At 44.3% G+C, this 22,254-nt stretch carries 22 protein-coding genes; 21 read left to right on the plus strand and 1 reads right to left on the minus strand.

All coding sequences use genetic code 11. From position 1 onward, the window contains the following. From fabD to H540_RS0100875, 16 genes are all read left to right on the plus strand, one after another. Nucleotides 1-951 carry an ACP S-malonyltransferase gene (gene fabD, locus H540_RS0100795; protein WP_028398979.1) on the plus strand — a complete coding sequence of 317 codons (951 nt, stop codon included), beginning with the start codon at nucleotides 1-3 and terminating at the stop codon, nucleotides 949-951. Beyond that, entirely contained in the window at nucleotides 945-1,685 is a 741-nt protein-coding gene (gene fabG / locus H540_RS0100800; RefSeq protein ID WP_028398980.1) for a 3-oxoacyl-[acyl-carrier-protein] reductase, read from the plus strand. Before fabD ends, fabG begins: the two co-directional genes overlap by 7 nt. Before the next feature lie 215 nt (nucleotides 1,686-1,900). Further along, entirely contained in the window at nucleotides 1,901-2,134 is a 234-nt protein-coding gene (locus H540_RS0100810) for an acyl carrier protein (RefSeq protein ID WP_028398982.1), read from the plus strand. A gap of 74 nt (nucleotides 2,135-2,208) precedes the next feature. After that, nucleotides 2,209-2,946: a ribonuclease III gene (gene rnc, locus H540_RS0100815; RefSeq protein ID WP_028398983.1), complete on the plus strand. Its 738-nt coding sequence runs from the start codon at nucleotides 2,209-2,211 to the stop codon at nucleotides 2,944-2,946. Nucleotides 2,947-2,999: 53 nt separating this feature from the next. After that, a complete protein-coding gene (gene smc / locus H540_RS0100820) occupies nucleotides 3,000-6,566 on the plus strand; it encodes a chromosome segregation protein SMC (RefSeq protein ID WP_028398984.1) in 3,567 nt (1,188 codons plus the stop codon). A 15-nt stretch (nucleotides 6,567-6,581) separates the two neighbouring features. Further along, on the plus strand, nucleotides 6,582-7,571 hold the full coding sequence (gene ftsY / locus H540_RS0100825; RefSeq protein ID WP_028398985.1) for a signal recognition particle-docking protein FtsY: 990 nt from the start codon (nucleotides 6,582-6,584) through the stop codon (nucleotides 7,569-7,571). 204 nt (nucleotides 7,572-7,775) lie between these two features. Next, nucleotides 7,776-8,105, plus strand: coding sequence for a putative DNA-binding protein (locus H540_RS0100830; RefSeq protein ID WP_028398986.1), 330 nt, complete (start codon nucleotides 7,776-7,778; stop codon nucleotides 8,103-8,105). A 12-nt stretch (nucleotides 8,106-8,117) separates the two neighbouring features. Continuing rightward, entirely contained in the window at nucleotides 8,118-9,461 is a 1,344-nt protein-coding gene (ffh, locus tag H540_RS0100835; RefSeq protein ID WP_028398987.1) for a signal recognition particle protein, read from the plus strand. Between the two features lie 141 nt (nucleotides 9,462-9,602). Further along, nucleotides 9,603-9,875, plus strand: a complete 273-nt coding sequence (gene rpsP, locus H540_RS0100840) for a 30S ribosomal protein S16 (RefSeq protein ID WP_028398988.1) — start codon at nucleotides 9,603-9,605, stop codon at nucleotides 9,873-9,875. Nucleotides 9,876-9,882: 7 nt separating this feature from the next. Next, entirely contained in the window at nucleotides 9,883-10,110 is a 228-nt protein-coding gene (locus tag H540_RS0100845; RefSeq protein WP_028398989.1) for a KH domain-containing protein, read from the plus strand. Between the two features lie 144 nt (nucleotides 10,111-10,254). Continuing rightward, nucleotides 10,255-10,770, plus strand: a complete 516-nt coding sequence (rimM, locus tag H540_RS0100850) for a ribosome maturation factor RimM (RefSeq protein ID WP_028398990.1) — start codon at nucleotides 10,255-10,257, stop codon at nucleotides 10,768-10,770. Beyond that, nucleotides 10,770-11,498, plus strand: coding sequence for a tRNA (guanosine(37)-N1)-methyltransferase TrmD (gene trmD, locus H540_RS0100855; RefSeq protein WP_028398991.1), 729 nt, complete (start codon nucleotides 10,770-10,772; stop codon nucleotides 11,496-11,498). Before rimM ends, trmD begins: the two co-directional genes overlap by 1 nt. A gap of 160 nt (nucleotides 11,499-11,658) precedes the next feature. Beyond that, nucleotides 11,659-12,003, plus strand: a complete 345-nt coding sequence (gene rplS / locus H540_RS0100860; RefSeq protein ID WP_028398992.1) for a 50S ribosomal protein L19 — start codon at nucleotides 11,659-11,661, stop codon at nucleotides 12,001-12,003. A 68-nt stretch (nucleotides 12,004-12,071) separates the two neighbouring features. Beyond that, on the plus strand, nucleotides 12,072-12,626 hold the full coding sequence (gene lepB, locus H540_RS0100865) for a signal peptidase I (protein WP_034670095.1): 555 nt from the start codon (nucleotides 12,072-12,074) through the stop codon (nucleotides 12,624-12,626). 12 nt (nucleotides 12,627-12,638) lie between these two features. After that, nucleotides 12,639-13,496 (plus strand): ribosome biogenesis GTPase YlqF, encoded by an 858-nt coding sequence (gene ylqF / locus H540_RS0100870; RefSeq protein ID WP_028398994.1) that lies wholly within the window; start codon nucleotides 12,639-12,641, stop codon nucleotides 13,494-13,496. A gap of 43 nt (nucleotides 13,497-13,539) precedes the next feature. After that, nucleotides 13,540-14,307: a ribonuclease HII gene (locus tag H540_RS0100875; protein WP_028398995.1), complete on the plus strand. Its 768-nt coding sequence runs from the start codon at nucleotides 13,540-13,542 to the stop codon at nucleotides 14,305-14,307. A gap of 26 nt (nucleotides 14,308-14,333) precedes the next feature. Here H540_RS0100875 and H540_RS0100880 read toward each other — a convergent pair whose 3' ends face one another. After that, nucleotides 14,334-14,984, minus strand: coding sequence for a glycoside hydrolase domain-containing protein (locus tag H540_RS0100880; protein WP_028398996.1), 651 nt, complete (start codon nucleotides 14,982-14,984; stop codon nucleotides 14,334-14,336). Nucleotides 14,985-15,634: 650 nt separating this feature from the next. Here H540_RS0100880 and sucC point away from each other — a divergent pair. The 5 genes from sucC to trmFO all read left to right on the plus strand — a co-directional run bounded on the left by sucC (nucleotide 15,635) and on the right by trmFO (nucleotide 22,234). Next, nucleotides 15,635-16,795 (plus strand): ADP-forming succinate--CoA ligase subunit beta, encoded by a 1,161-nt coding sequence (gene sucC / locus H540_RS0100885; protein ID WP_028398997.1) that lies wholly within the window; start codon nucleotides 15,635-15,637, stop codon nucleotides 16,793-16,795. A gap of 11 nt (nucleotides 16,796-16,806) precedes the next feature. Continuing rightward, nucleotides 16,807-17,709 carry a succinate--CoA ligase subunit alpha gene (gene sucD / locus H540_RS0100890; RefSeq protein ID WP_028398998.1) on the plus strand — a complete coding sequence of 301 codons (903 nt, stop codon included), beginning with the start codon at nucleotides 16,807-16,809 and terminating at the stop codon, nucleotides 17,707-17,709. A 76-nt stretch (nucleotides 17,710-17,785) separates the two neighbouring features. Further along, nucleotides 17,786-18,652 carry a DNA-processing protein DprA gene (gene dprA / locus H540_RS0100895; protein ID WP_028398999.1) on the plus strand — a complete coding sequence of 289 codons (867 nt, stop codon included), beginning with the start codon at nucleotides 17,786-17,788 and terminating at the stop codon, nucleotides 18,650-18,652. A gap of 154 nt (nucleotides 18,653-18,806) precedes the next feature. Beyond that, a complete protein-coding gene (gene topA, locus H540_RS0100900) occupies nucleotides 18,807-20,882 on the plus strand; it encodes a type I DNA topoisomerase (protein WP_028399000.1) in 2,076 nt (691 codons plus the stop codon). A gap of 50 nt (nucleotides 20,883-20,932) precedes the next feature. Then, nucleotides 20,933-22,234, plus strand: coding sequence for an FADH(2)-oxidizing methylenetetrahydrofolate--tRNA-(uracil(54)-C(5))-methyltransferase TrmFO (gene trmFO, locus H540_RS0100905; protein WP_028399001.1), 1,302 nt, complete (start codon nucleotides 20,933-20,935; stop codon nucleotides 22,232-22,234). Nucleotides 22,235-22,254: the final 20 nt, after the last annotated feature.

The following is a 22,254-nucleotide window of genomic DNA, read 5'->3' on the forward strand; positions in this document are numbered from 1 at the left end:
ATGGGAAAATTGGCATTTTTATTTCCAGGTCAAGGCTCGCAGGCGGTCGGCATGGGGAAACAATTAGCGGAACAATATGAGGATGTGGCGAAAATGTTTGCGCAAGCAGATGAGATTTTGCAAGCTCCGTTGTCTCGCATTATGTTTGAAGGACCGCAAGAAGAGCTGACTTTAACTACAAATGCACAGCCAGCGCTTTTAACGGCGAGCGCAGCTGTCTTAAAAGCTATGGAGCAATACGGCATTACGCCCGATTATACGGCTGGACATAGCTTAGGAGAATACAGTGCACTCGTAGCGGCCGGTTCGTTATCTTTTGAAAACGGCGTGTATACTGTGCGCAAGCGCGGGGAATACATGGAAGAGGCTGTGCCAAACGGCGAAGGCGCAATGGCTGCGATTCTTGGAATGGACGCTGCATTGCTTCGCGATTTGACAGAAGAAGTTTCAAGAGAAGGGCATGCTGTGCAAGTGGCGAACATGAACAGCCGTCAGCAAATCGTAATTTCAGGTACGAAGCTTGGTGTGGAACTGGCATCAAAAAAAGCGAAGGAAAACGGAGCGAAGCGCGCCATTACGCTTCGCGTAAGCGGTCCTTTCCATTCTTCACTCATGAAGCCGGCTGCGGAAAAGTTCCGTACAGTTCTAAACGAGATTGCGGTTGAAGATGCGAACATTCCGGTTATCGCCAACGTTACAGCAGATTGCGTAACGAAGAAAGAAGAGATCAAAGAAAGACTCATCGAGCAGCTGTATTCGCCTGTGCTTTGGTATCCTTCCATCGAGCGCATGATTGAGCTTGGTGTAGACACGTTTGTAGAAATTGGTCCCGGAAAGGTGCTTGCCGGTTTGATGAAATCCATTAACCCTTCTGTAAAAGCGTACGCGGTATATGATGAAGAAACAATGAAGGATACCATTTCTAAATTGAGAGGAGAAGGTATATGCTGACAGACAAAGTAGCATTGATAACAGGTGCGTCTCGCGGAATCGGACGGGCGGTCGCTCTCGATTTAGCGAAAAACGGTGCCAAAATAGTAGTAAACTATGCAGGAAATGAAGCGAAAGCCAACGAAGTAGTTGATGAAATTAAAGCGCTTGGCTCCGAAGCAATTGCCGTAAAAGCGGATGTTGCAAACGGTGAAGAAGTAGCAGAAATGATAAAAAAAGCAACAGATGCTTTTGGCAAGATTGATATTCTTGTAAACAACGCAGGCATCACAAAGGATAATCTATTAATGCGCATGAAGGAAGATGAGTGGGATGCGGTTATCAATACGAATCTAAAAGGTGTTTTCCTTTGCACAAAAGCAGTATCACGTCTGATGATGAGACAGCGTTCCGGCCGAATCATCAACATCGCATCCGTAGTCGGTGTGACAGGAAACCCGGGACAAGCGAATTATGTGGCGGCAAAAGCAGGGGTCATCGGCTTTACGAAAACCGCTGCTAAGGAGCTGGCATCCCGCAATATTACTGTCAACGCAATTGCTCCCGGCTTTATCGTAACGGATATGACGGACGTACTTGCAGATAGCGTGAAAGAAGAGTTACTTAAGCTCATCCCGCTTGCTAAGCTAGGCGAAGGAGCGGATATCGCACATGCGGTAACATTCCTCGCATCTGACAAAAGCGCCTATATCACAGGACAAACCCTCCACGTAGACGGCGGAATGGCGATGTAATAAGAAAAGTGGAGCTAGGAGGCGTAGCTGGACATAAAGAAAAGCAGCCTCGCATCTATTTAAAAACGGGCTCTTCCAGAGAAAAGCAGCATGCAAAAACGCGGAAAATATATAAAAAAACACCAAAGTCAATAGTGTTCTTGCATTTCTCATTGATTTCATCTGGTTTTTTTGTACAATATTTAATATAATGGCTTGAGGGGAGGTGAACGAGCATGGCAGACGTTTTAGAGCGCGTAACGAAAATCGTCGTGGACCGTCTTGGAGTAGACGAGACAGAAGTAGTACCTTCTGCAAGCTTCAAAGAAGATTTAGGTGCAGATTCCCTAGATGTAGTAGAGCTTGTAATGCAATTAGAAGATGAGTTCGAAATGGAAATTTCTGATGAAGATGCAGAAAAAATCGCTACTGTTGGTGATGCTGTTTCTTACATAGAGAGCCACGTATAAGAATTTGAGCAAGTCCCGTTTTTTGACGGGGCTTTCTCAGCATATATATGCGGACGGATGTTCAGGAGGGACCTATGCCGTACAGAAGACATAGAGACAAAAGAAATGAAGCCAAGTATCGTGAAGCTTTCAGAAAGTTTCAGAAGCAGGTTGGCATAGTATTTAAAAATGAAAAATTATTGATTCAGGCTTTCACGCATTCATCGTATGTGAATGAGCATCGCAAAAAAACTCATGAAGATAATGAGCGCTTGGAATTTTTAGGGGATGCAGTACTGGAGCTTACTGTCTCGCAATATTTGTTTCAAAAATATCCGACGATGAGCGAAGGAGAGCTGACGAAGCTGCGTGCTGCTATTGTATGTGAGCCTTCTCTTGTGCAATTTGCAAATGAATTATCCTTCGGTGAACTCGTGCTTCTCGGAAAAGGAGAAGAAATGACGGGGGGACGCGAACGTCCAGCCCTTTTAGCGGATGTGTTTGAAGCATTTATTGGCGCCCTGTACCTTGATCAGGGACTTGAAACAGTTTGGAATTTTTTAAAGAGTATTGTGTATCCAAAAATAAACGAAGGTGCTTTTTCTCATGTGATGGATTTCAAGAGTCAGCTGCAGGAGTTGATTCAACGGGATGGAAGCGGGAATATTGAGTATCAAATTTTGCAGGAAAAAGGTCCTGCTCATAACCGTGAATTCGTATCTCGTGTGACGTTAAACGGATCAGCATTAGGGCTTGGAAGCGGAAAATCGAAGAAGGAAGCAGAGCAGCATGCTGCTGAAGAAGCATTAAAAAAATTAAGAGAACATCAATAATGGAATCCCCCTTGTGAGAGGGGGATTCCTTGTGATAGGGGGGAAAGTATAGGATGTTCCTCAAAAGATTAGAAATTGTCGGCTTTAAATCCTTTGCCGAAAGAGTTTCCATAGATTTCGTGCCGGGTGTAACAGCGGTTGTCGGTCCAAACGGAAGCGGCAAAAGCAATATTACCGATGCTGTTCGCTGGGTGCTTGGCGAGCAGTCTGTGAAATCGCTTCGGGGCGCAAAAATGGAAGATATTATTTTTGCGGGAAGCGATTCCCGCAAATCCTTAAATGTGGCGGAGGTCACATTGACGCTTGATAATGAAGACCAGCGTTTGCCGGTCGAGTATAGCGAGGTCAGTGTCACAAGAAGAGTGTACCGTTCCGGCGACAGCGACTTTTTTATCAACAAGCAATCATGCCGCTTAAAGGATATTGTAGACTTATTTATGGATTCGGGAATGGGACGTGAAGCATTCTCCATTATCAGTCAAGGAAAAGTGGAACAAATTTTAAGCAGTAAAGCAGAGGATCGCCGCGGGATTTTTGAAGAGGCAGCAGGCGTTTTAAAATATAAAACACGCAAGAAAAAAGCAGAAGCAAAGCTTGAAGAAACGCAAGAAAACCTAAATCGCGTGGAAGATATTATCCATGAGCTGAGCAGTCAAATTGAGCCGCTTCGCATGCAGGCGTCTGCAGCGAAAGACTATCTCGAAAAAAAGGAAGAGCTGGAGCAGGTTGAAGCCGCGCTTATCGTATACGAAATTGAAGAGCTTCATGAAAAGTGGGAGCAACTGCTTGCTATGCTGGAGCAAAATAAAGATAAAGAGCTTAATCTCTCTGCAAAGCTGCAAAAAGACGAAGCGAAAGTAGAAGAGCTTCGAGTGCAAATGCAAGCGATTGACGAATCCATCGAATCCTTGCAGGAAGTACTTCTTCTGTCGAGCAAAGAGCTGGAGAAGCTGGAAGGTCAGCGTGAGCTGCTGAAAGAACGGAAAAAGAATGCAAGCGTCAATTCCGCACAGCTGGAGCAAAATATTGAGAGTTTTACCGTAAAGCTTTCTCAATACGACAGAGATATAGAAGAAGAAACAAAGCTTCTTAAGGAAATCGCTCAGCATGTGAAGGGAATTGAGAAGCTTTTAAAGGAGAAACAGCAAGCTGTATCCACATTCGAACAAAATATAGAAGAACAAATTGAAACGCTAAAAGGCGATTATATTGAGCTTCTAAACGAACAAGCAAGCTATCGCAACGAGCTTGCCATTTTAGAAGAACAAGCAAAGCAATATGATTTTAAAAATAAGCGTCTTGATGAAGAAAACGAAAAATATATACATATGCGCGCCCAAGTGCAAGAAAATAAGTATAGCTTATCGGTGCGATATGAAGAGTTAAAGGCAAATATTGCTGTTCATCTCGAACGCTTGCGAGCGACAGAAGCAGCACTGGCAGAGTCAAAAAAGCAATATAGTGAGAACGAAAGCAAGCTATATCAAGCGTACCAGTTTTTGCAGAAGATGCGTTCCCGCAAAGAAATGCTGGAGGAGATGCAGGACGATTACGCAGGTTTTTACCAAGGCGTGCGTGAAGTATTAAAGGCTCGCACGAGCAAATTGCAAGGAATTGAAGGAGCGGTGGCCGAAATTATTTCCGCACCAGAGCAATATGAGGTGGCTGTTGAAACAACTCTTGGAGCTGCGATGCAGCACGTTGTTGTACAAGCGGAGGAGCACGGGCGAGCAGCTATTGCATTTTTGAAACAAAACCAATACGGGCGAGCGACATTTCTGCCTCTTACAGTCATTAAAAGCAAATCTATTGCAGCTGAATCGCTGTATGCGGCAAAACAGCATCCTTCTTTTATTGGAGTGGCAGCGGACCTTGTCCAATATGAGCCGAAATATAAAAATATTGTATACAGTTTGCTTGGCACTGTCCTTGTTACACGTGATTTAAAGGGTGCAAACGAGTTAGCACGAATGCTTCAATACCGCTATCGTATAGTGACCCTTGAAGGGGATATTGTAAACCCAGGCGGCGCGATGACAGGAGGAGCTGTGAAACAAGCCCGTACCTCTCTGTTAGGACGTCAGCGCGAGCTGGAAACCGTAACAGAAAAGCTGCAGGAGATGGAAGAGAAAACAAGCAAGCTGGAGAGCTATGTTCAGAATATGAAGCAGCAAATTGCTCAGCAGGAAGCGTCAATCGGCGCGCTTCGCCATAAACTGGACAAGCTGCGTTTGGATGAACAGAAGCTGACGACTGAAATTACCCAAATTGAAGCAGAAGAGCATCGTGTAAATGATCGCTTATCCATGTATGATTTAGAAATGGAGGGCTTCTTGCAGGATCGGACGAAAACGAAAGAACGTCAGCAAACGCTCGAAGAAATGCTGCAATCCATTCGAACTTCTTTATCGCAGCTTGATGAAACGATTGCTGTGCTTACAAAACAAAAGAGTGAGCAATCTGACTCAAAAGAGAAGCTTCAGGCTGAGATTACGGATTTAAAAGTGCAAGCTGCCGAGCAGCAGCAGCGCTTGTATAATCAAAGAGAAAAGGCAGACCGATTACAAGCGGAGCGGGATGCGGCAAAAGAAACGCTTATTAAAACGAAAGAAGATTTTGCGTTTTTGAAGCAGGAAATGACATCAAATTCCAGTGGAGAAGAGAAAATTTCTTCTATGATTCAAAAGAAAGCGCATGACAGCAGCCAAACGACAGAATTAATCAGCGCACGCCGTGAACAGCGCTTTGGGCTGCAGGGAACGCTTGAGGCATTGGAGCTTGAGACAAAAGAAGAAAAGCGGAACCATAAATATTTGCTCGAGGTCATCAAGGATCAAGAGGTTCAAACGAATCGTTTGGATGTGGAGCTTGAAAACCGTTTGCAGCACTTGCGAGAGGTGTATACGATTTCTTTTGAAGCCGCTAAGGAAAAATATCCGATGCTAATGGCAGCGGATGAAGCGCGTAAAAAAGTAAGGCTTATCAAAGTATCCATAGAAGAGCTTGGTACTGTGAACCTTGGAGCAATCGACGAGTACGAAAGAGTATCAGAGCGATATACGTTCTTGCTCGAACAGCGGGATGATTTGCAAGAGGCGAAAGAGACGCTTTATCAAGTTATCGGCGAAATGGACGAAGAGATGAAGAAACGGTTCTCTTACACATTTGAAGCTATCCGTACAGAATTTCAGTTCGTGTTTCAAGAGCTGTTCGGCGGCGGCCGGGCAGATCTTGTTATGACTGATGATAAGGATTTGCTGAACACAGGTGTAGATATCGTGGCACAGCCGCCGGGGAAAAAGCTGCAAAATCTCGGGCTCCTGTCAGGCGGAGAACGAGCTTTAACTGCAATTGCCTTGCTGTTTGCTATTTTAAAAGTGCGACCTGTTCCGTTTTGTATACTGGACGAAGTAGAAGCAGCATTGGATGAAGCGAATGTTTCGAGATTTGCCCAGTATTTAAGGCGGTTCAGTGATGAAACGCAATTTATTGTAATCACGCATCGAAAGGGTACGATGGAGGAGTGCGACGTTCTGTACGGCGTAACGATGCAGGAATCTGGGGTCTCAAGGCTCGTATCCGTCAGATTGGATGATAAACAACCGGTAGGAAACGAATAGAAAGGATAGGTGTACATGAGTTTTTTCAAAAAGTTAAAAGAAACGATTTCACGCCAAACTGATGCAGTAACAGAAAAGTTTAAAAGCGGATTGGAAAAGACGAGAAACTCGTTTTCGGAAAAGGTAAACGATCTTGTCTACCGTTACCGAAAAGTAGATGAAGATTTTTTTGAAGAGCTGGAAGAAATTTTAATAGGCGCCGATGTCGGTGTTGCAACAGTTATGGAATTGATTGACCAGCTGAAGGAAGAGGTTCAGCGCCGCAACATTCAAGATCCTCGCGAATTACAGGCTGTTATTTCCGAAAAGCTGATTGGCATTTACCAAGGCGATGAAGATTTCGAAAATGAGTTAAATATGCAGGATACAGGCTTAACGGTCATCTTGTTTGTTGGCGTCAACGGCGTAGGAAAAACAACAACAATTGGAAAGCTTGCACATACGCTGAAATCAGAAGGGAAATCTGTGCTTATGGCTGCAGGCGATACGTTCCGTGCAGGTGCTATTGAACAGCTTGAAGTATGGGGCGAGCGTGTCGGCGTAGACGTAATCAAGCAGGCTTCCGGTTCTGATCCGGCTGCTGTTATGTATGACGCTATTCAAGCGGCTAAGGCACGTAATGCTGATGTTTTGCTGTGCGATACAGCAGGTCGATTGCAAAATAAAGTCAACTTGATGAAGGAGTTGGAAAAAGTAAAACGCGTGATTGAGCGTGAAATTCCAGGAGCTCCTCATGAAGTGCTGCTTGTAATTGACGCAACAACAGGACAAAACGGATTAAGCCAGGCAAAAACGTTCCGCGAAGCGACAGACGTAACAGGCATTGTGCTAACGAAGCTTGACGGCACTGCAAAAGGCGGTATTGTACTCGCAATCCGCAATGAACTGAATGTACCGGTTAAATTTGTAGGTTTAGGCGAAAAAATGGATGACTTGCAAAAATTCGATCCGGAGCAATATGTATATGGTTTATTCGCAGATGTAGTAGAAGCGCAGCCGGAGTAAAAGGAGCGGCTGTGCCGCTCCTTTTCTTGATGCCCAGCTAAGTCTCTAGATTCGTTTATGTCTAGCTCCCGTCTCCGCTTTTCGTGGTGTCCAGCTCTGCCGGCTGCGCTTTTCTTTGTGGAAAGGAAAAAAGCTTGACAGTGGATAGTATAGCTTGTAAACTAGTTTTGTAAAGGTAATCCACTTAACAAAGGATGATTAACCATGCTCGAGAAAACAACGAGAATGAATTATTTGTATGATTTTTATCAATCGTTGTTAACGCCGAAGCAACGAAGCTATATGTCGCTTTATTATTTAGACGATTATTCCTTGGGCGAGATTGCTGAGGAATTTAATGTCAGCCGCCAAGCAGTATACGACAATATAAAGCGGACAGAAGCGATGCTTGAGGAGTATGAAAAAAAGCTGTTACTGTTAGAGAAGTTTCAAGAACGGCAGCGACTTGTTGCGAAACTGAAAGACTTAATCAGCAAAGAGCATGTAATTGAAGAAGTGAAACAAGTTGTTGAAGCTATCGAAAAATTAGAGTAGGAGGGCGGCACTATGGCATTTGAAGGGTTAGCCGACCGACTTCAACAGACGTTGCAAAAGATTCGCGGCAAAGGGAAAGTAACCGAAGCTGACGTAAAAGAAATGATGCGCGAAGTTCGCCTTGCTTTGTTGGAAGCCGACGTTAACTTTAAAGTAGTAAAAGATTTTGTCAAGCGCGTATCAGAACGCGCAATCGGGCAAGATGTCATGAAAAGCCTTACACCTGGACAGCAGGTTATTAAAGTTGTACAGGAAGAACTGACACAGCTGATGGGCGGAGAGCAAAGCAAAATTGCAGTGGCAAACCGTCCGCCGACCGTTATCATGATGGTAGGTCTACAAGGTGCCGGTAAAACGACGACAACAGGAAAGCTTGCAAACTTGCTTCGTAAAAAGTATAATCGTAAGCCGCTTCTTGTTGCAGCCGATATTTATCGACCGGCAGCAATCAAACAGCTGGAAACGCTCGGCAAGCAATTGAGTATGCCTGTATTTTCTCTCGGCGACAAAGTAAGTCCGGTAGAAATTGCAAAGCAGGCTATTCAAAAAGCGAAAGAAGAGCACCATGACTATGTTCTCATTGATACAGCAGGCCGTCTCCACATTGATGAAGAATTGATGGACGAGCTGCAGCAAGTAAAAGAAATTGCAAAACCGGATGAAATCTTCCTCGTTGTAGACGCTATGACAGGACAAGACGCGGTCAATGTCGCACAAAGCTTCCACGATCAGCTTGGTTTAACAGGCGTTGTTTTAACGAAGCTTGACGGAGACACGCGCGGCGGTGCGGCACTTTCTATTAAAGCTGTAACGAATACACCAATTAAATTTGTCGGTATGGGCGAGAAGCTTGATGCGTTAGAAGCGTTCCATCCGGAGCGTATGGCATCCCGTATTTTAGGCATGGGCGACGTTCTGACGCTTATTGAAAAAGCGCAATCTGCCGTTGATGAAGAAAAAGCGAAAGAGCTTGAGCAAAAAATGCGTTCCTTATCCTTTACGCTGGATGATTTTCTTGACCAGCTAGGGCAAGTTCGCAAACTTGGACCATTAGATGAGATTTTAGGCATGCTTCCGGGCGCAAACAAAATTAAAGGCTTGAAAAATGCACAAGTTGATGAAAAGCAGCTTGGCCATGTAGAAGCGATTATTCGCTCTATGACGAAAGCTGAGCGCGAGCAGCCGGAAGTGATTAACGCAAGCCGCAAAAAACGCATCGCAAAAGGAAGCGGAACGACCGTACAGGAAGTGAACCGCTTGCTTAAGCAGTTTGAAGAAATGAAGAAGATGATGAAAGCGATGACGAATATGCAAAAAGGCAAGAAAAAGGGCGGATTTAAGTTTCCATTTATGTAAAGAAAAGTGGACCAGCAATACCGCTTAAAACTAAACTTTGTGAAAAAGATGATGCCCTGTTAAGAATTTATACTTTACAAAGGGTTATCACTTTTGCTAATATTATTATCTGTGTGAAACAAATTCGGAGGTGCTTTATAAATGGCAGTTAAAATTCGTTTAAAACGTATGGGAGCTAAAAAATCTCCTTTCTATCGTGTAGTTGTTGCAGATTCTCGTTCTCCTCGTGACGGACGTTTCATTGAAGAGATTGGTTTCTACAATCCAGTAGCTCAACCAGCTGAAGTGAAAATCGACGAAGAGCTTGCATTAAAATGGTTACAAAACGGCGCGAAGCCATCTGACACAGTTCGTAACCTGTTCTCTAAGCAAGGTATCTTAGAGAAGTTCCACTTATCTAAACAAGGTAAGTAAGCTCGCTATGACAGGGTTAATCGAAACGATTGTAAAAGCCCTTGTGGATCATCCTGAAGATGTACTGGTTACACAGGATTCCGGTAACGGAGACATCACGTATCGATTGACCGTACATCCTGAGGATGTGGGAAAAGTCATTGGAAAGCAGGGTCGTATCGCAAAAGCGATTCGGACCGTTGTGTATGCAGCGGGGCATCAGCAAAACGAAAAAGTAACGCTTGAGATTATGTGAAAAAAGGGCGAGGACATACAGTTCCTCTCCCTTTTTTGTTAATGAAATAAGGAATGGGAAACCTAAGTTTATAACATTTGTTTTCTTCTCTCAAAAGGGAGAGAAGAGGGTGATGTACATAATAAGTAACAGGAGTGAGAGTGGATGACAAAATGGTTTAACGTCGGGAAGATTGTCAACACGCATGGAATTAAAGGAGAAATTCGTGTCATTTCCCGTACTGATTTTCCTGAGAAACGTTATAAGACCGGCAACACATTATATATTTGGAAGGAAAACAGCAAACAGCCGATTGAAGTGAAAATAACGTCTCATCGCACACATAAAAACTTTGATTTGCTGACATTTGAAGGGTACGGAAACGTGAACGAGGTCGAGCAGTTTAAAGGCTCTTTATTAAAAGTTCCCCAGGAGCAGCTTGACGAGCTTGAAGAGAATGAGTACTATTACCATGAGATTATCGGGTGTACGGTTGTGTCAGAAGAAGGAGAAGAAATTGGAAAAGTTAAAGAAGTTTTGTCTCCTGGCGCAAATGATGTGTGGGTTGTGAAGCTTTCAAATGGAAAAGAAGCATATATCCCATATATTGAGCAGGTGGTACTGAAAGTTGATGCGAAAGAACAGCTTGTAACCATCCATGTAATGGAAGGACTGCTATGATGAAAATTGATATTTTAACGTTGTTTCCAGAAATGTTTACAGGAGTGATTGGTTCTTCCATCCTAAAAAAAGCACAGGAAAAGGAAGCGGTATCTATCGAGGTAGTAAACTTTCGCGATTATTCCGCCAGCAAACATAGCAGCGTGGACGATTATCCATACGGAGGAGGGGCTGGTATGGTGCTGGCACCGCAGCCGATTTTTGATGCGGTGGAGCAGCTGAACGAAGGTGTAAAGCCTCGTGTTATTTTAATGTGTCCGCAGGGAGAGCAGTTTACACAGCGCAAAGCTGAGGAACTTGCAAAAGAAGAGCATCTCATTTTTGTATGCGGACATTATGAGGGATACGACGAACGCATTCGCGAACATCTTGTAACGGATGAAATTTCAATCGGAGATTATGTACTGACGGGCGGAGAGTTGGCGGCAATGGTCGTAACCGACAGTGTAGTCCGCTTATTGCCTGAAGTGCTCGGAAACGAGGAATCTCATATGAAAGACTCATTCAGCACAGGTCTTTTGGAGCATCCTCATTATACGCGTCCTGCAGAATTTCGCGGCATGAAGGTTCCCGATGTTCTAATGTCTGGAAATCATCAAAAAATAGATGAATGGCGTCATAAAGAATCGTTGCGTCGTACCTATTTGCGCCGTCCTGATTTATTGACGGAACGCTCCATGACCAAGCAGGAGCAGAAATGGATAGACGAGTTTAAGGCAGACAAGTAAAAAACCTTAACACTTTTTAATAATCTTGTATGATAGCTATTGCAAGCCGTTTTTATATATGCTATTATAACACTTGTGACTTATATAGTCCGTTTAACCACGATGTTCCGCTGCAGCGTAAGACTGGTAAGAGCATCCGTTTGGAAGGAGAGAATTGCACATGCAAAACTTAATCGCAGAAATCACGAAAGAACAATTAAGAGCGGATCTTCCTGCTTTCCGTCCTGGTGACACTGTACGTGTACACGTTAAGGTAGTAGAGGGAACACGCGAAAGAATCCAGCTATTTGAAGGTGTTGTAATTAAGCGTCGCGGAGGCGGAATCAGCGAAACATTTATCGTTCGTAAGATTTCTTACGGTGTAGGCGTTGAGCGTACATTCCCAATCCACACACCGAAAATTGCGAAGCTTGAAGTATTGCGCCGCGGTAAAGTACGTCGTGCTAAGTTGTACTACTTGCGTAACCTTCGCGGTAAAGCAGCACGTATCAAAGAGATTCGATAAGATAAGTACGGGAGCTTGTAGTCACAAGCTCCCTTTTTCCAATCATACATATGGTGGAGGGAACGTGCATGGCCAAGAAAAGCCAGACATGGGAATGGATAAAAGCAATTGTAATAGCAGTCGGACTTGCAGCGGTAATTCGTTACTTTTTCTTTGCGCCTATTTTAGTAGACGGTGTATCTATGATGCCGACTCTGCAAGATCGTGACCGTATGATTGTCAGCAAAATCGGATACAGAATCGGCGAACCTCAGAGATTCGACATTATTGTATTCAAGGCAACAGAAGATAAAGATTACATAAAAAGAGTAATCGGTTTGCCCGGAGACCGTATTGAATATAAAAATGACGTTCTCTATGTAAATGGAAAGGCATATGAGGAGCCATACTTAAATGACTATAAAAAACAAACAACAGACGGTCCTCTTACATATGATTTTAAACTTGAAGAAGTAACAGGGCAGCAGACGGTGCCGAAGGGGCAGCTGTTCGTTTTGGGAGACAATCGCCGATTCAGTAAAGACAGCCGCACCATCGGTACAATTTCCATGGGTCAAGTGATTGGAAAAACAAACATAGTGTATTGGCCTCTCTCAGACGCACGTATTATTAAAAAACCGTAAGAAGGTGACAGCATGACTATTCAATGGTTTCCGGGGCATATGGCGAAGGCGAGACGGCAGATTACAGAGAAGCTCAAGTTTATTGATGTTGTAATTGAGCTTGTAGATGCCCGTCTTCCAGCGTCTTCACGAAACCCGATGATTGATGAAATTGTTGCTCATAAGCCGCGTCTCATTGTTTTAAATAAAGCGGACATGGCAGATGAAGCGATGACGAGAAAATGGATTCAGCATTTTGAACAATTAGGCTATAAAGCGATTTCCATCAATGCGCAAGCCGGACAAGGCATGAAGGAAATTGCAGCGGCTGCAAAAGAGCTTGTAAAGGAAAAGTTCGATAAGCTGGCGGCGAAGGGCGTAAACCCTCGTGCTGTGCGTGCGCTTATCGTCGGCATACCGAATGTAGGAAAATCTACGCTCATTAACAAGCTTGCGAAAAAGAACATTGCCAAAACGGGAGACCGTCCAGGTGTCACAACTGCGCAGCAATGGATTAAAGTCGGCAAAGAGCTCGAATTATTGGACACGCCGGGCGTACTGTGGCCAAAGTTCGAAGACCAGCTTGTCGGACAGCGTCTCGCCGCAACGGGAGCCATTAAAGACGCAATTCTGAACTTGCAGGATGTTGCAGTATACGCTCTACGCTTTTTATCCGAATATTATCCGGAGCAATTAAAAGAACGGTTTAATCTATCAGATATACCTGAGGACATTGTCGAGCTGTTCGATGCAATTGGAAAACGAAGAGGCTGCTTAATGGGCGGCGGAATGATCGATTATGATAAAACGGCAGAACTTGTATTGAGAGAACTGCGCGCCGGCAAAATCGGCCGTTTTACATTTGAAAAACCGGAGCAAAAAGAAGAATAAAGGTACGCATTCGCGTGCCTTTTTTATATGAGGGGGAGACGGTGTGGAAAAACGTACGATACAAGACATTCAGCTTCTGCTTCAGGAAATCGTTTCAGAGCAGGACGAACGGTTTGTCGCGCTGCTGAAGGATGAACGAAAGGGCGCGCAAAAGGTGATTGGACAATGGCGAAAGAAACGAGAGCAAGAAGCCAAGGAGCGAGCGCAATTTGTGCAAATGTCGCAGTTTGAAGCTGCGCTGCGTTCACAAGGTGTCCGTTTAATTGCAGGTGTGGATGAGGTGGGAAGAGGACCGCTTGCCGGACCTGTTGTAGCAGCAGCGGTTATATTGCCGGAGGATTTCTATCTTCCGGGCTTAAACGATTCGAAAAAGCTGAGCGAGGCAAAGCGCGAGCAATTTTATGATTATATCTGTGAACATGCGCTGGCTGTCGGAGTAGGTGTTGTAAATGCTGAAACCATTGACGAAATTAATATATACCAGGCGACAAAACAAGCGATGCAAACAGCCGTTTCAGGACTTGGTCTCTTGCCTGAACATCTGCTGATTGATGCGATGGAGCTGCCTCTTTCTATTGCGCAGACTTCTATCATTAAAGGAGATGCAAAAAGCGTCTCTATTTCAGCTGCTTCTGTTGTAGCGAAGGTAACGCGTGACCGCATGATGAAGGAACTCGGGGTAAGGCACCCGGCTTATGGATTTGAAAAGCATATGGGATATGGAACAAAAGAGCATTTAGCTGCTTTGGACAAGTACGGTGTGCTGCCGGAGCATCGAAAATCATTTGCGCCGATTAAAGACATGAAATAAGGGCTGCGTTTGCAGCTCTTTTTCACTTACCATAAAAACGGCAGCAGCTTTGTATTTGCTAAGCACGTATTGACAGAGCACCTTTCTGTATCCTTTCCGTACCGCCATACCCACATATTGCATGGGTGAGGAGGAGAGGAGGCTTTAAAAGGAGGAACTGTTTTACTGTCAGTCGGTCCGTGAGCAGGCTCGGTCCCCCATAATATACAGTGCTTTTCGACTCTGTCGTTTTCACGTGCTGCCTGGCAGAATGCATCAGAAAAGCTCCCATATACAGGATTGCTGTATATGCCGCTGCGATAGCCACTTTTATAGAGCGTTTCCACCCAAGCTTCAACCCAGCGCGCGTCAACAGGATGTGTTTTATCTATGCCTGCAAATAACAAAGTGCCTCTTGGAATCTCAAGCTGTCTCGCCTGAAATATCGCATTTGTTGCAGCAATACGGCCTTCGTGATATCCGTTGGCATTGCGAACTACTCCATGAATGGGCAGCAGCCGGATTTTTCTTCTGCGAATCCAGGCAATCTCTGTTTTGGATAATCCTTCTGCGTGGTTTGCAGAAGCCTTCAAGTATCTGCCCCAAAACTTCGGGTAACCGAAGTGTTTGATGACACACGCAAAAAACTCCTCCGAGACCGCTTTTTGGGAATGTACACCCCATATGTAATTTGTCATGACGTTCCTCCTTTATCCCGCATTAATGAGTGCCCCCACTTCGAAACGTAGTGTATTCAAAGAAGTGTAAGAGGGGGAAGCCGTAAAAGCTCGATTGGTTCAACTAACCATCAGTGAGGGATGAAAGAACCCCCTACTGATGGAAGTTTTACTTTATATCCACTCTATGAATCCACAGCTTGTATGTATGAGTTAAAAAAATACCAGAAGAATTATCTTGATTTTCAGAATTAAAGAAGAGGAAATGCTATTTTTCTCGAAATATAAAATTATTGTGTCGACAACATACCGACCGGTTAGTAAAGAGGCGGTGTTTAGATGAACTTTTCCTATAGAGAAAAGATTCAAAAGCTCATCTCATGATGGGCTGAATGCGATAGACTTTTGTCCAAAGCAGACAATCGCTGTTTTAAACGGCATCGCGTTCGGCGGCGTAACTGCGATGTAAAAAATAATATTTAAAAAATGTTTTGACCGCCCTTGCGTGATGCAAGGTTTTTGTTTTGAGAGAAAAAGAAAGTTTTTCTAAATTGTGAAATATTATCGGAATATTTTCATTTTTATTACTTTTTTTCTAGACAGGCCATATCGAATTTTATACAATGAAAACGAAAAGTTTTTATTTTTCTTACAACGGGGAGGATGGGACCATGAATATCCATGAGTATCAAGGAAAAGAAATCCTTAGAAACTATGGTGTAAGCGTTCCGAATGGAAAAGTTGCTTTTACAGTAGAAGAAGCTGTAGAAGCTGCGAAGGAACTAGGAACAGACGTATGTGTTGTTAAAGCGCAGATTCACGCAGGCGGACGGGGGAAAGCCGGCGGTGTAAAAGTGGCTAAGAACTTAGAAGAAGTTCGTACATATGCCAAGGAAATTCTAGGGAAAACACTTGTGACTCATCAAACAGGGCCGGAAGGTAAGGAAGTAAAGCGCTTACTTATCGAAGAAGGCTGCGATATTAAAAAAGAATACTACATCGGTTTAGTATTGGACCGCGCTACCTCTCAAGTTGTACTGATGGCGTCTGAAGAAGGCGGAACAGAAATTGAGGAAGTAGCAGAAAAAACGCCGGAAAAAATCTTTAAAGAATACATAGATCCTGCAGTAGGTTTGCAAGGCTTCCAAGCGCGTCGCGTGGCATTCAATATCAATATCCCGAATGAGCTTGTAAACCAAGCTGTGAAATTCATGATAGGCTTATATCGCGCATTTGTGGAGAAGGATTGCTCCATTGCGGAAATCAACCCGCTTGTTACAACGGGAGACGGAAAAGTAATGGCATTGGACGCGAAGCTGAACTTCGATTCCAACGCATTATATCGTCATAAAGATATCGTGGCGTACCGCGACCTTGATGAAGAGGATGTAAAAGAAATCGAAGCATCCAAGTATGACTTGAACTATATTTCTTTAGACGGAAATATCGGCTGCATGGTTAACGGAGCCGGCTTGGCGATGGCTACAATGGATATCATCAAGCATTACGGCGGCGACCCTGCAAACTTCCTGGATGTTGGGGGCGGCGCCACAGCTGAGAAAGTAACAGAAGCGTTTAAAATTATTCTTTCCGACCAAAACGTAAAAGGCATTTTTGTTAACATCTTTGGCGGCATCATGAAATGTGACGTAATTGCAAGCGGTGTTGTGGAAGCAACGAAGCAAGTAGGTCTTGAGCTGCCTCTTGTTGTACGCTTGGAAGGTACGAATGTAGAGCTTGGCAAGAAAATCTTGAACGAATCCGGTTTAAACATCACAGCTGCTGAATCTATGGCAGACGGTGCACAAAAAATCGTTTCGCTTGTAGGCTAGGAGGGAAAAAGATGAGCGTATTTATCAATAAAGATACGAAGGTAATTGTACAGGGGATTACAGGTTCACAAGGACTTTTCCATACAACACAAATGATTGAGTACGGAACGAACATCGTAGGCGGCACAACTCCTGGCAAAGGCGGCACAGAAGTCGCAGGTGTTCCTGTATTCAATACAGTGGAGCAAGCGGTAAGAGCAACTGGTGCAAATGCATCCGTTATTTACGTTCCGCCTGCATTTGCAGCTGACGCGATTATGGAAGCTGTAGACGCTGAGTTAGACTTAGTAGTATGTATTACAGAGGGCATTCCTATACTTGATATGGTAAATGTGAAAAAGTACATGACTGGCAAAAAAACACGCCTAGTGGGACCGAACTGTCCAGGCGTAATTACGCCGGATGAGTGCAAAATCGGTATCATGCCTGGCTATATTCACATGAAAGGCCATGTAGGAATCGTATCCCGCTCTGGTACGTTAACATACGAAGCGGTTCACCAATTAACACAAGCCGGCATTGGACAATCTACAGCTGTAGGAATCGGCGGCGACCCTGTAAACGGCACGAACTTCATCGATGTATTGAAAGCATTCAACGAAGATGAAGACACGCATGCGGTTATCATGATCGGCGAAATCGGCGGAACTGCTGAAGAAGAAGCGGCTGAATGGGTGCGTGCAAACATGAAGAAGCCTGTAGTAGGCTTTATCGGCGGACAAACAGCACCTCCAGGAAAGCGTATGGGTCATGCCGGCGCGATTATTTCCGGCGGCAAAGGAACTGCTGCGGAAAAAATCAAAACAATGGAAGAATGCGGCATCAAGGTAGCGGAAACTCCTTCTGTAATGGGAGAAACGTTAATCTCTGTGCTGAAAGAAAAAGGTTTATTCGAAACTTGCAAAGCAAACTAATTTTATATAGAAGGGAGGCTTCCTGTATAGGAAGTCCCCTTCTATTTTGTTTGTTAACACAGGAGGTTAAAAGTTTATGAAGAAGCAAAGACTGCTCCACTTGCATACTTGTTTGGCGGATCATTGGCGTCTGATGGCAAGGCTGCTGCAATATGATCCGGAATTACAAAAGCTGTATACACTTTCTCCTGCCGAGTTTTCCGCTCTCCTTTCTTTACCCTCAAATAAAGCTCTCCAGCTCTTTACGCATCTTCACTCTTCTTCTATTTCTGAAATTCTTACGAAATTACAAGAATGCGGTGTTTTCTTTTTAACGGTATGGGACGAGGATTATCCTCGCTTGCTACTTGAGATTCCTGACCCGCCATTTGTCTTATATGGCAAAGGAAATAGAGGACTTTTGCAGCACCCGCGAAAAATAGCGGTAGTCGGAACGAGAAATCCGTCATCTTATGGCGTGCGCAGCATACAATCTATTCTAGTAAACCTTTTAAAAGACGATTGGCTCGTCGTGAGCGGTTTGGCATATGGCATTGATACAATTGCCCATACTGCTGCACTGGAGCAAAATAGAGGGACAATTGCGGTGCTGGGAGGAGGATTTTCGCATATATACCCGAAAGAGAATTATAGAAAGTTGCAAAAGTGGAATAATAATGTACTACTATTGTCTGAATATCCGCCGTTTTGGAAACCGCAGAAGTGGTATTTCCCGAGGCGAAACAGAATCGTAAGCGGTTTATCGCTTGGTGTTGTCGTTGCAGAGGCGAAATTGAGAAGCGGTTCTCTTATTACAGCGGATTGCGCTCTTGAACAAAACAGGGAAGTGTTTGCTGTACCGGGGCCTGTGCATCTTGAAACAGCCATGGGGACAAATCGGCTTATTCAGCAGGGAGCAAAGCTGGTTACAGGGGCAGCTGACATTTTGGAAGAGCTGCAATAATTACATATTATGGTCATTTTTCTTTTTTTATGAAAGAATGGTTGACAAGTGTAGCATCTCCTGTGTTATTTTATATTCATTCTTAATTGACAAAAAGAAGGCGAATCCATAATATTAATGAAGACTTGAATTCACCTCTTAAGGAGGAACTAGGATGTCAGATTACTTAGTAATTGTAGAGTCGCCCGCCAAGGCGAAAACAATAGAGAAGTACTTAGGCAAGAAATATAAAGTCATAGCGTCCATGGGGCATGTGCGAGATTTGCCGAAAAGTCAAATGGGCATTGAAATAGAAAACAACTTTACGCCGAAATATATTACAATTCGCGGAAAAGGTCCGGTTTTAAAGGATTTAAAAACTGCTGCAAAAAAAGCGAAAAAAATTTATCTGGCAGCTGACCCTGACCGCGAAGGAGAAGCCATTGCATGGCATTTGGCTCATACGCTGAACGTGGATACATCATCGGATTGTCGCGTTGTATTCAATGAGATTACAAAAGACGCCATTAAAGAATCGTTTAAAAAACCAAGATCCATTAATATGGATCTTGTTGATGCACAGCAGGCGCGCCGTGTGCTGGATCGTCTAGTTGGTTATAACATCAGTCCTTTATTATGGAAGAAAGTGAAAAAAGGACTTAGCGCCGGTCGTGTTCAATCAGTAGCCGTTCGTTTAATTATTGAGCGTGAGAAGGAAATTCAAGCGTTTGTGCCGGAAGAATTTTGGACGCTGAAAACAGAATTTGTAAAAGGGAAAGACGTGTTCGAAGCTTCCTTTTATGGCATGAACGGTCAAAAAAAGGAGCTTGAAAACGAAGAGCAAGTAAAAGAGGTGCTGGAGAAGCTTGCAGCGAATGCGTTCTCGGTGGAAAATGTCAGCCGCAAAGAGCGAAAGCGCAATCCGGCCTTGCCTTTTACGACATCCTCTCTTCAGCAAGAAGCAGCTCGCAAGCTGAACATGCGCGCAAAAAAGACCATGATGCTTGCGCAACAGCTCTATGAAGGTATTGAAATCGGGAAGGAAGGAACAGTTGGTCTGATTACATATATGAGAACGGACTCGACACGAATTTCCGAAACGGCTCAAACAGAAGTACGCAGCTACATTGAAGGAAAATATGGAAGCAGCTTCGTTTCAGGAGAAAAGCGAAAAGAAGCGAAAAATAATGCACAAGATGCGCATGAAGCAATCCGTCCTTCTTCTGCGCTTCGCAAGCCGGATGATTTAAAAGAATATTTGAGCCGCGATCAATATCGGCTGTATAAGCTGATTTGGGAAAGATTTGTTGCCAGCCAAATGGCTCCTGCTATCATGGATACAGTGACGGCGACGCTTACAAACAATGATGTGCAGTTTCGGGCTCACGGCTCGGTTGTAAAGTTTCCAGGCTTCATGAAAGTATACGTAGAGTCGAATGATGACGGAGTGGAAGAAAAAGATCGCATGCTGCCTCCTATGGAAGAAGGAGAAACCGTTTACTCAAAGGATTTAGAACCGAAGCAGCATTTTACGCAGCCGCCTCCCCGCTATACGGAAGCACGGCTTGTGAAAACGCTGGAAGAGCTTGGAATCGGTAGACCGTCTACTTATGTCCCGACGCTTGAAACGATTCAAAAACGCGGCTATGTATCTTTAGACAATAAACGGTTCGTGCCTACAGAGCTTGGGGGAATCGTCATTGAGCTTATTCTTGAATTTTTCCCTGAAGTCATCAATATTGAATTCACTGCGAATATGGAAAGCAGTTTAGATGAAGTTGAAGACGGAAAAGCTGAATGGGTCAAGGTAGTGGATAATTTCTATCAAGGCTTTGAAAAACACTTGGAAAAAGCCGAAAAAGAAATGCGCGAAGTGGAAATCAAAGATGAGCCCGCGGGCGAAGACTGTGAAGAATGCGGAAGTCCCATGGTATTTAAAATGGGTCGCTACGGAAAGTTTATGGCATGCTCGAATTTTCCGGATTGCCGTAACACGAAGCCGATCGTGAAAGAAATTGGTGTAGATTGTCCCAAGTGCGGGGAAGGTCAGATTATTGAGCGCCGCAGCAATAAGAAAAAGCGAATTTTTTATGGATGCAGCGAGTATCCAGGTTGTGATTTCGTATCTTGGGATAAGCCGATCGGCCGTAAATGTCCAAAGTGCGAAGGGATGCTTGTAGAAAAAAAGCTGAAAAAAGGTGTTCAAGTGCAATGCGTATCCTGTGATTACGAGGAAGAACAACAAGTGTGAGCATAAAGCTCACATTTTTTTCGGAAATGACAATAGAAAAGGTGAGATATATGGAACAAGTAGTAAACGTAATTGGCGCCGGCCTTGCCGGAAGTGAAGCAGCTTATCAAATCGCAAAGCGCGGCGTAAAGGTAAACCTGTATGAAATGAGACCGGTTAAACAAACGCCTGCTCATCATACTGATAAATTTGCAGAGCTTGTATGCAGTAACTCGCTTCGTGCAAACACTTTGACGAATGCAGTGGGAGTTATTAAGGAAGAAATGCGCCGTCTGGATTCGGTCATTATCCGAGCGGCAGATGAATGCTCTGTGCCTGCAGGAGGAGCGCTTGCGGTAGACCGCCATGAATTTGCGGCAAAGGTAACGGAATATGTAAAGAGCCATCCGAACGTGACTGTTATCAATGAAGAACTGACAGAAATCCCGGAAGGTCCGACAGTTATCGCTACAGGACCGCTTACATCAAAAGCGCTGTCTGAGCAACTGAAGGAACTGACAGGAGAGGAATATTTCTATTTTTACGATGCCGCAGCTCCAATCATAGAAAAAGACAGCATCGATATGAATAAGGTATACTTAAAGTCCCGATATGATAAGGGAGAGGCAGCGTACTTGAACTGTCCGATGACAGAGGAAGAATTCGACCGTTTTTACGAAGCGCTTATTACAGCAGAGGTTGTGCCTTTAAAGGAGTTTGAAAAAGAGATTTTCTTTGAAGGGTGTATGCCGGTTGAAGTGATGGCAAAGCGCGGAAAACAGACGCTTCTTTTCGGTCCGATGAAGCCGGTCGGTTTAGAGGATCCTCATACAGGGAAAACGCCGCATGCAGTTGTGCAGCTGCGCCAAGACGATGCAGCAGGAACGTTATATAATATTGTTGGCTTTCAAACGCATTTGAAATGGGGGCCGCAAAAAGAAGTGCTGCAATTGATCCCGGGACTCGAAAACGCAGAGATTGTCCGCTACGGCGTTATGCACCGCAACACATTTATCAATTCGCCAAAGCTGCTTCGTCCGACGTATCAGTATAAGGGGCGCGATGATTTATTCTTTGCTGGCCAAATGACCGGGGTAGAGGGGTATGTAGAATCTGCTGCTTCCGGCTTGCTTGCAGGCATAAATGCCGCTAGACTTGTGCGGGGAGAGGAATTAGTGACGCTGCCGCCTGTTACAGCAATGGGAAGCATGGTGCATTATATTACGTCAACAAACGCAAAAACATTCCAGCCGATGAACGCAAACTTCGGTTTGTTCGCACCGCTTGAAGTGAAGGTGAAAAAGAAGCTGGAGCGCTATGAGGCATATGCAGCACGTGCTTTGGATACGATTCGAAATTTTGTAAATATTTAGTCAAATTTCTTGCAAAGGCT

This window comes from Ectobacillus panaciterrae DSM 19096 (genome assembly GCF_000430785.1).
Lineage (GTDB): Bacteria > Bacillota > Bacilli > Bacillales > Bacillaceae_G > Ectobacillus > Ectobacillus panaciterrae.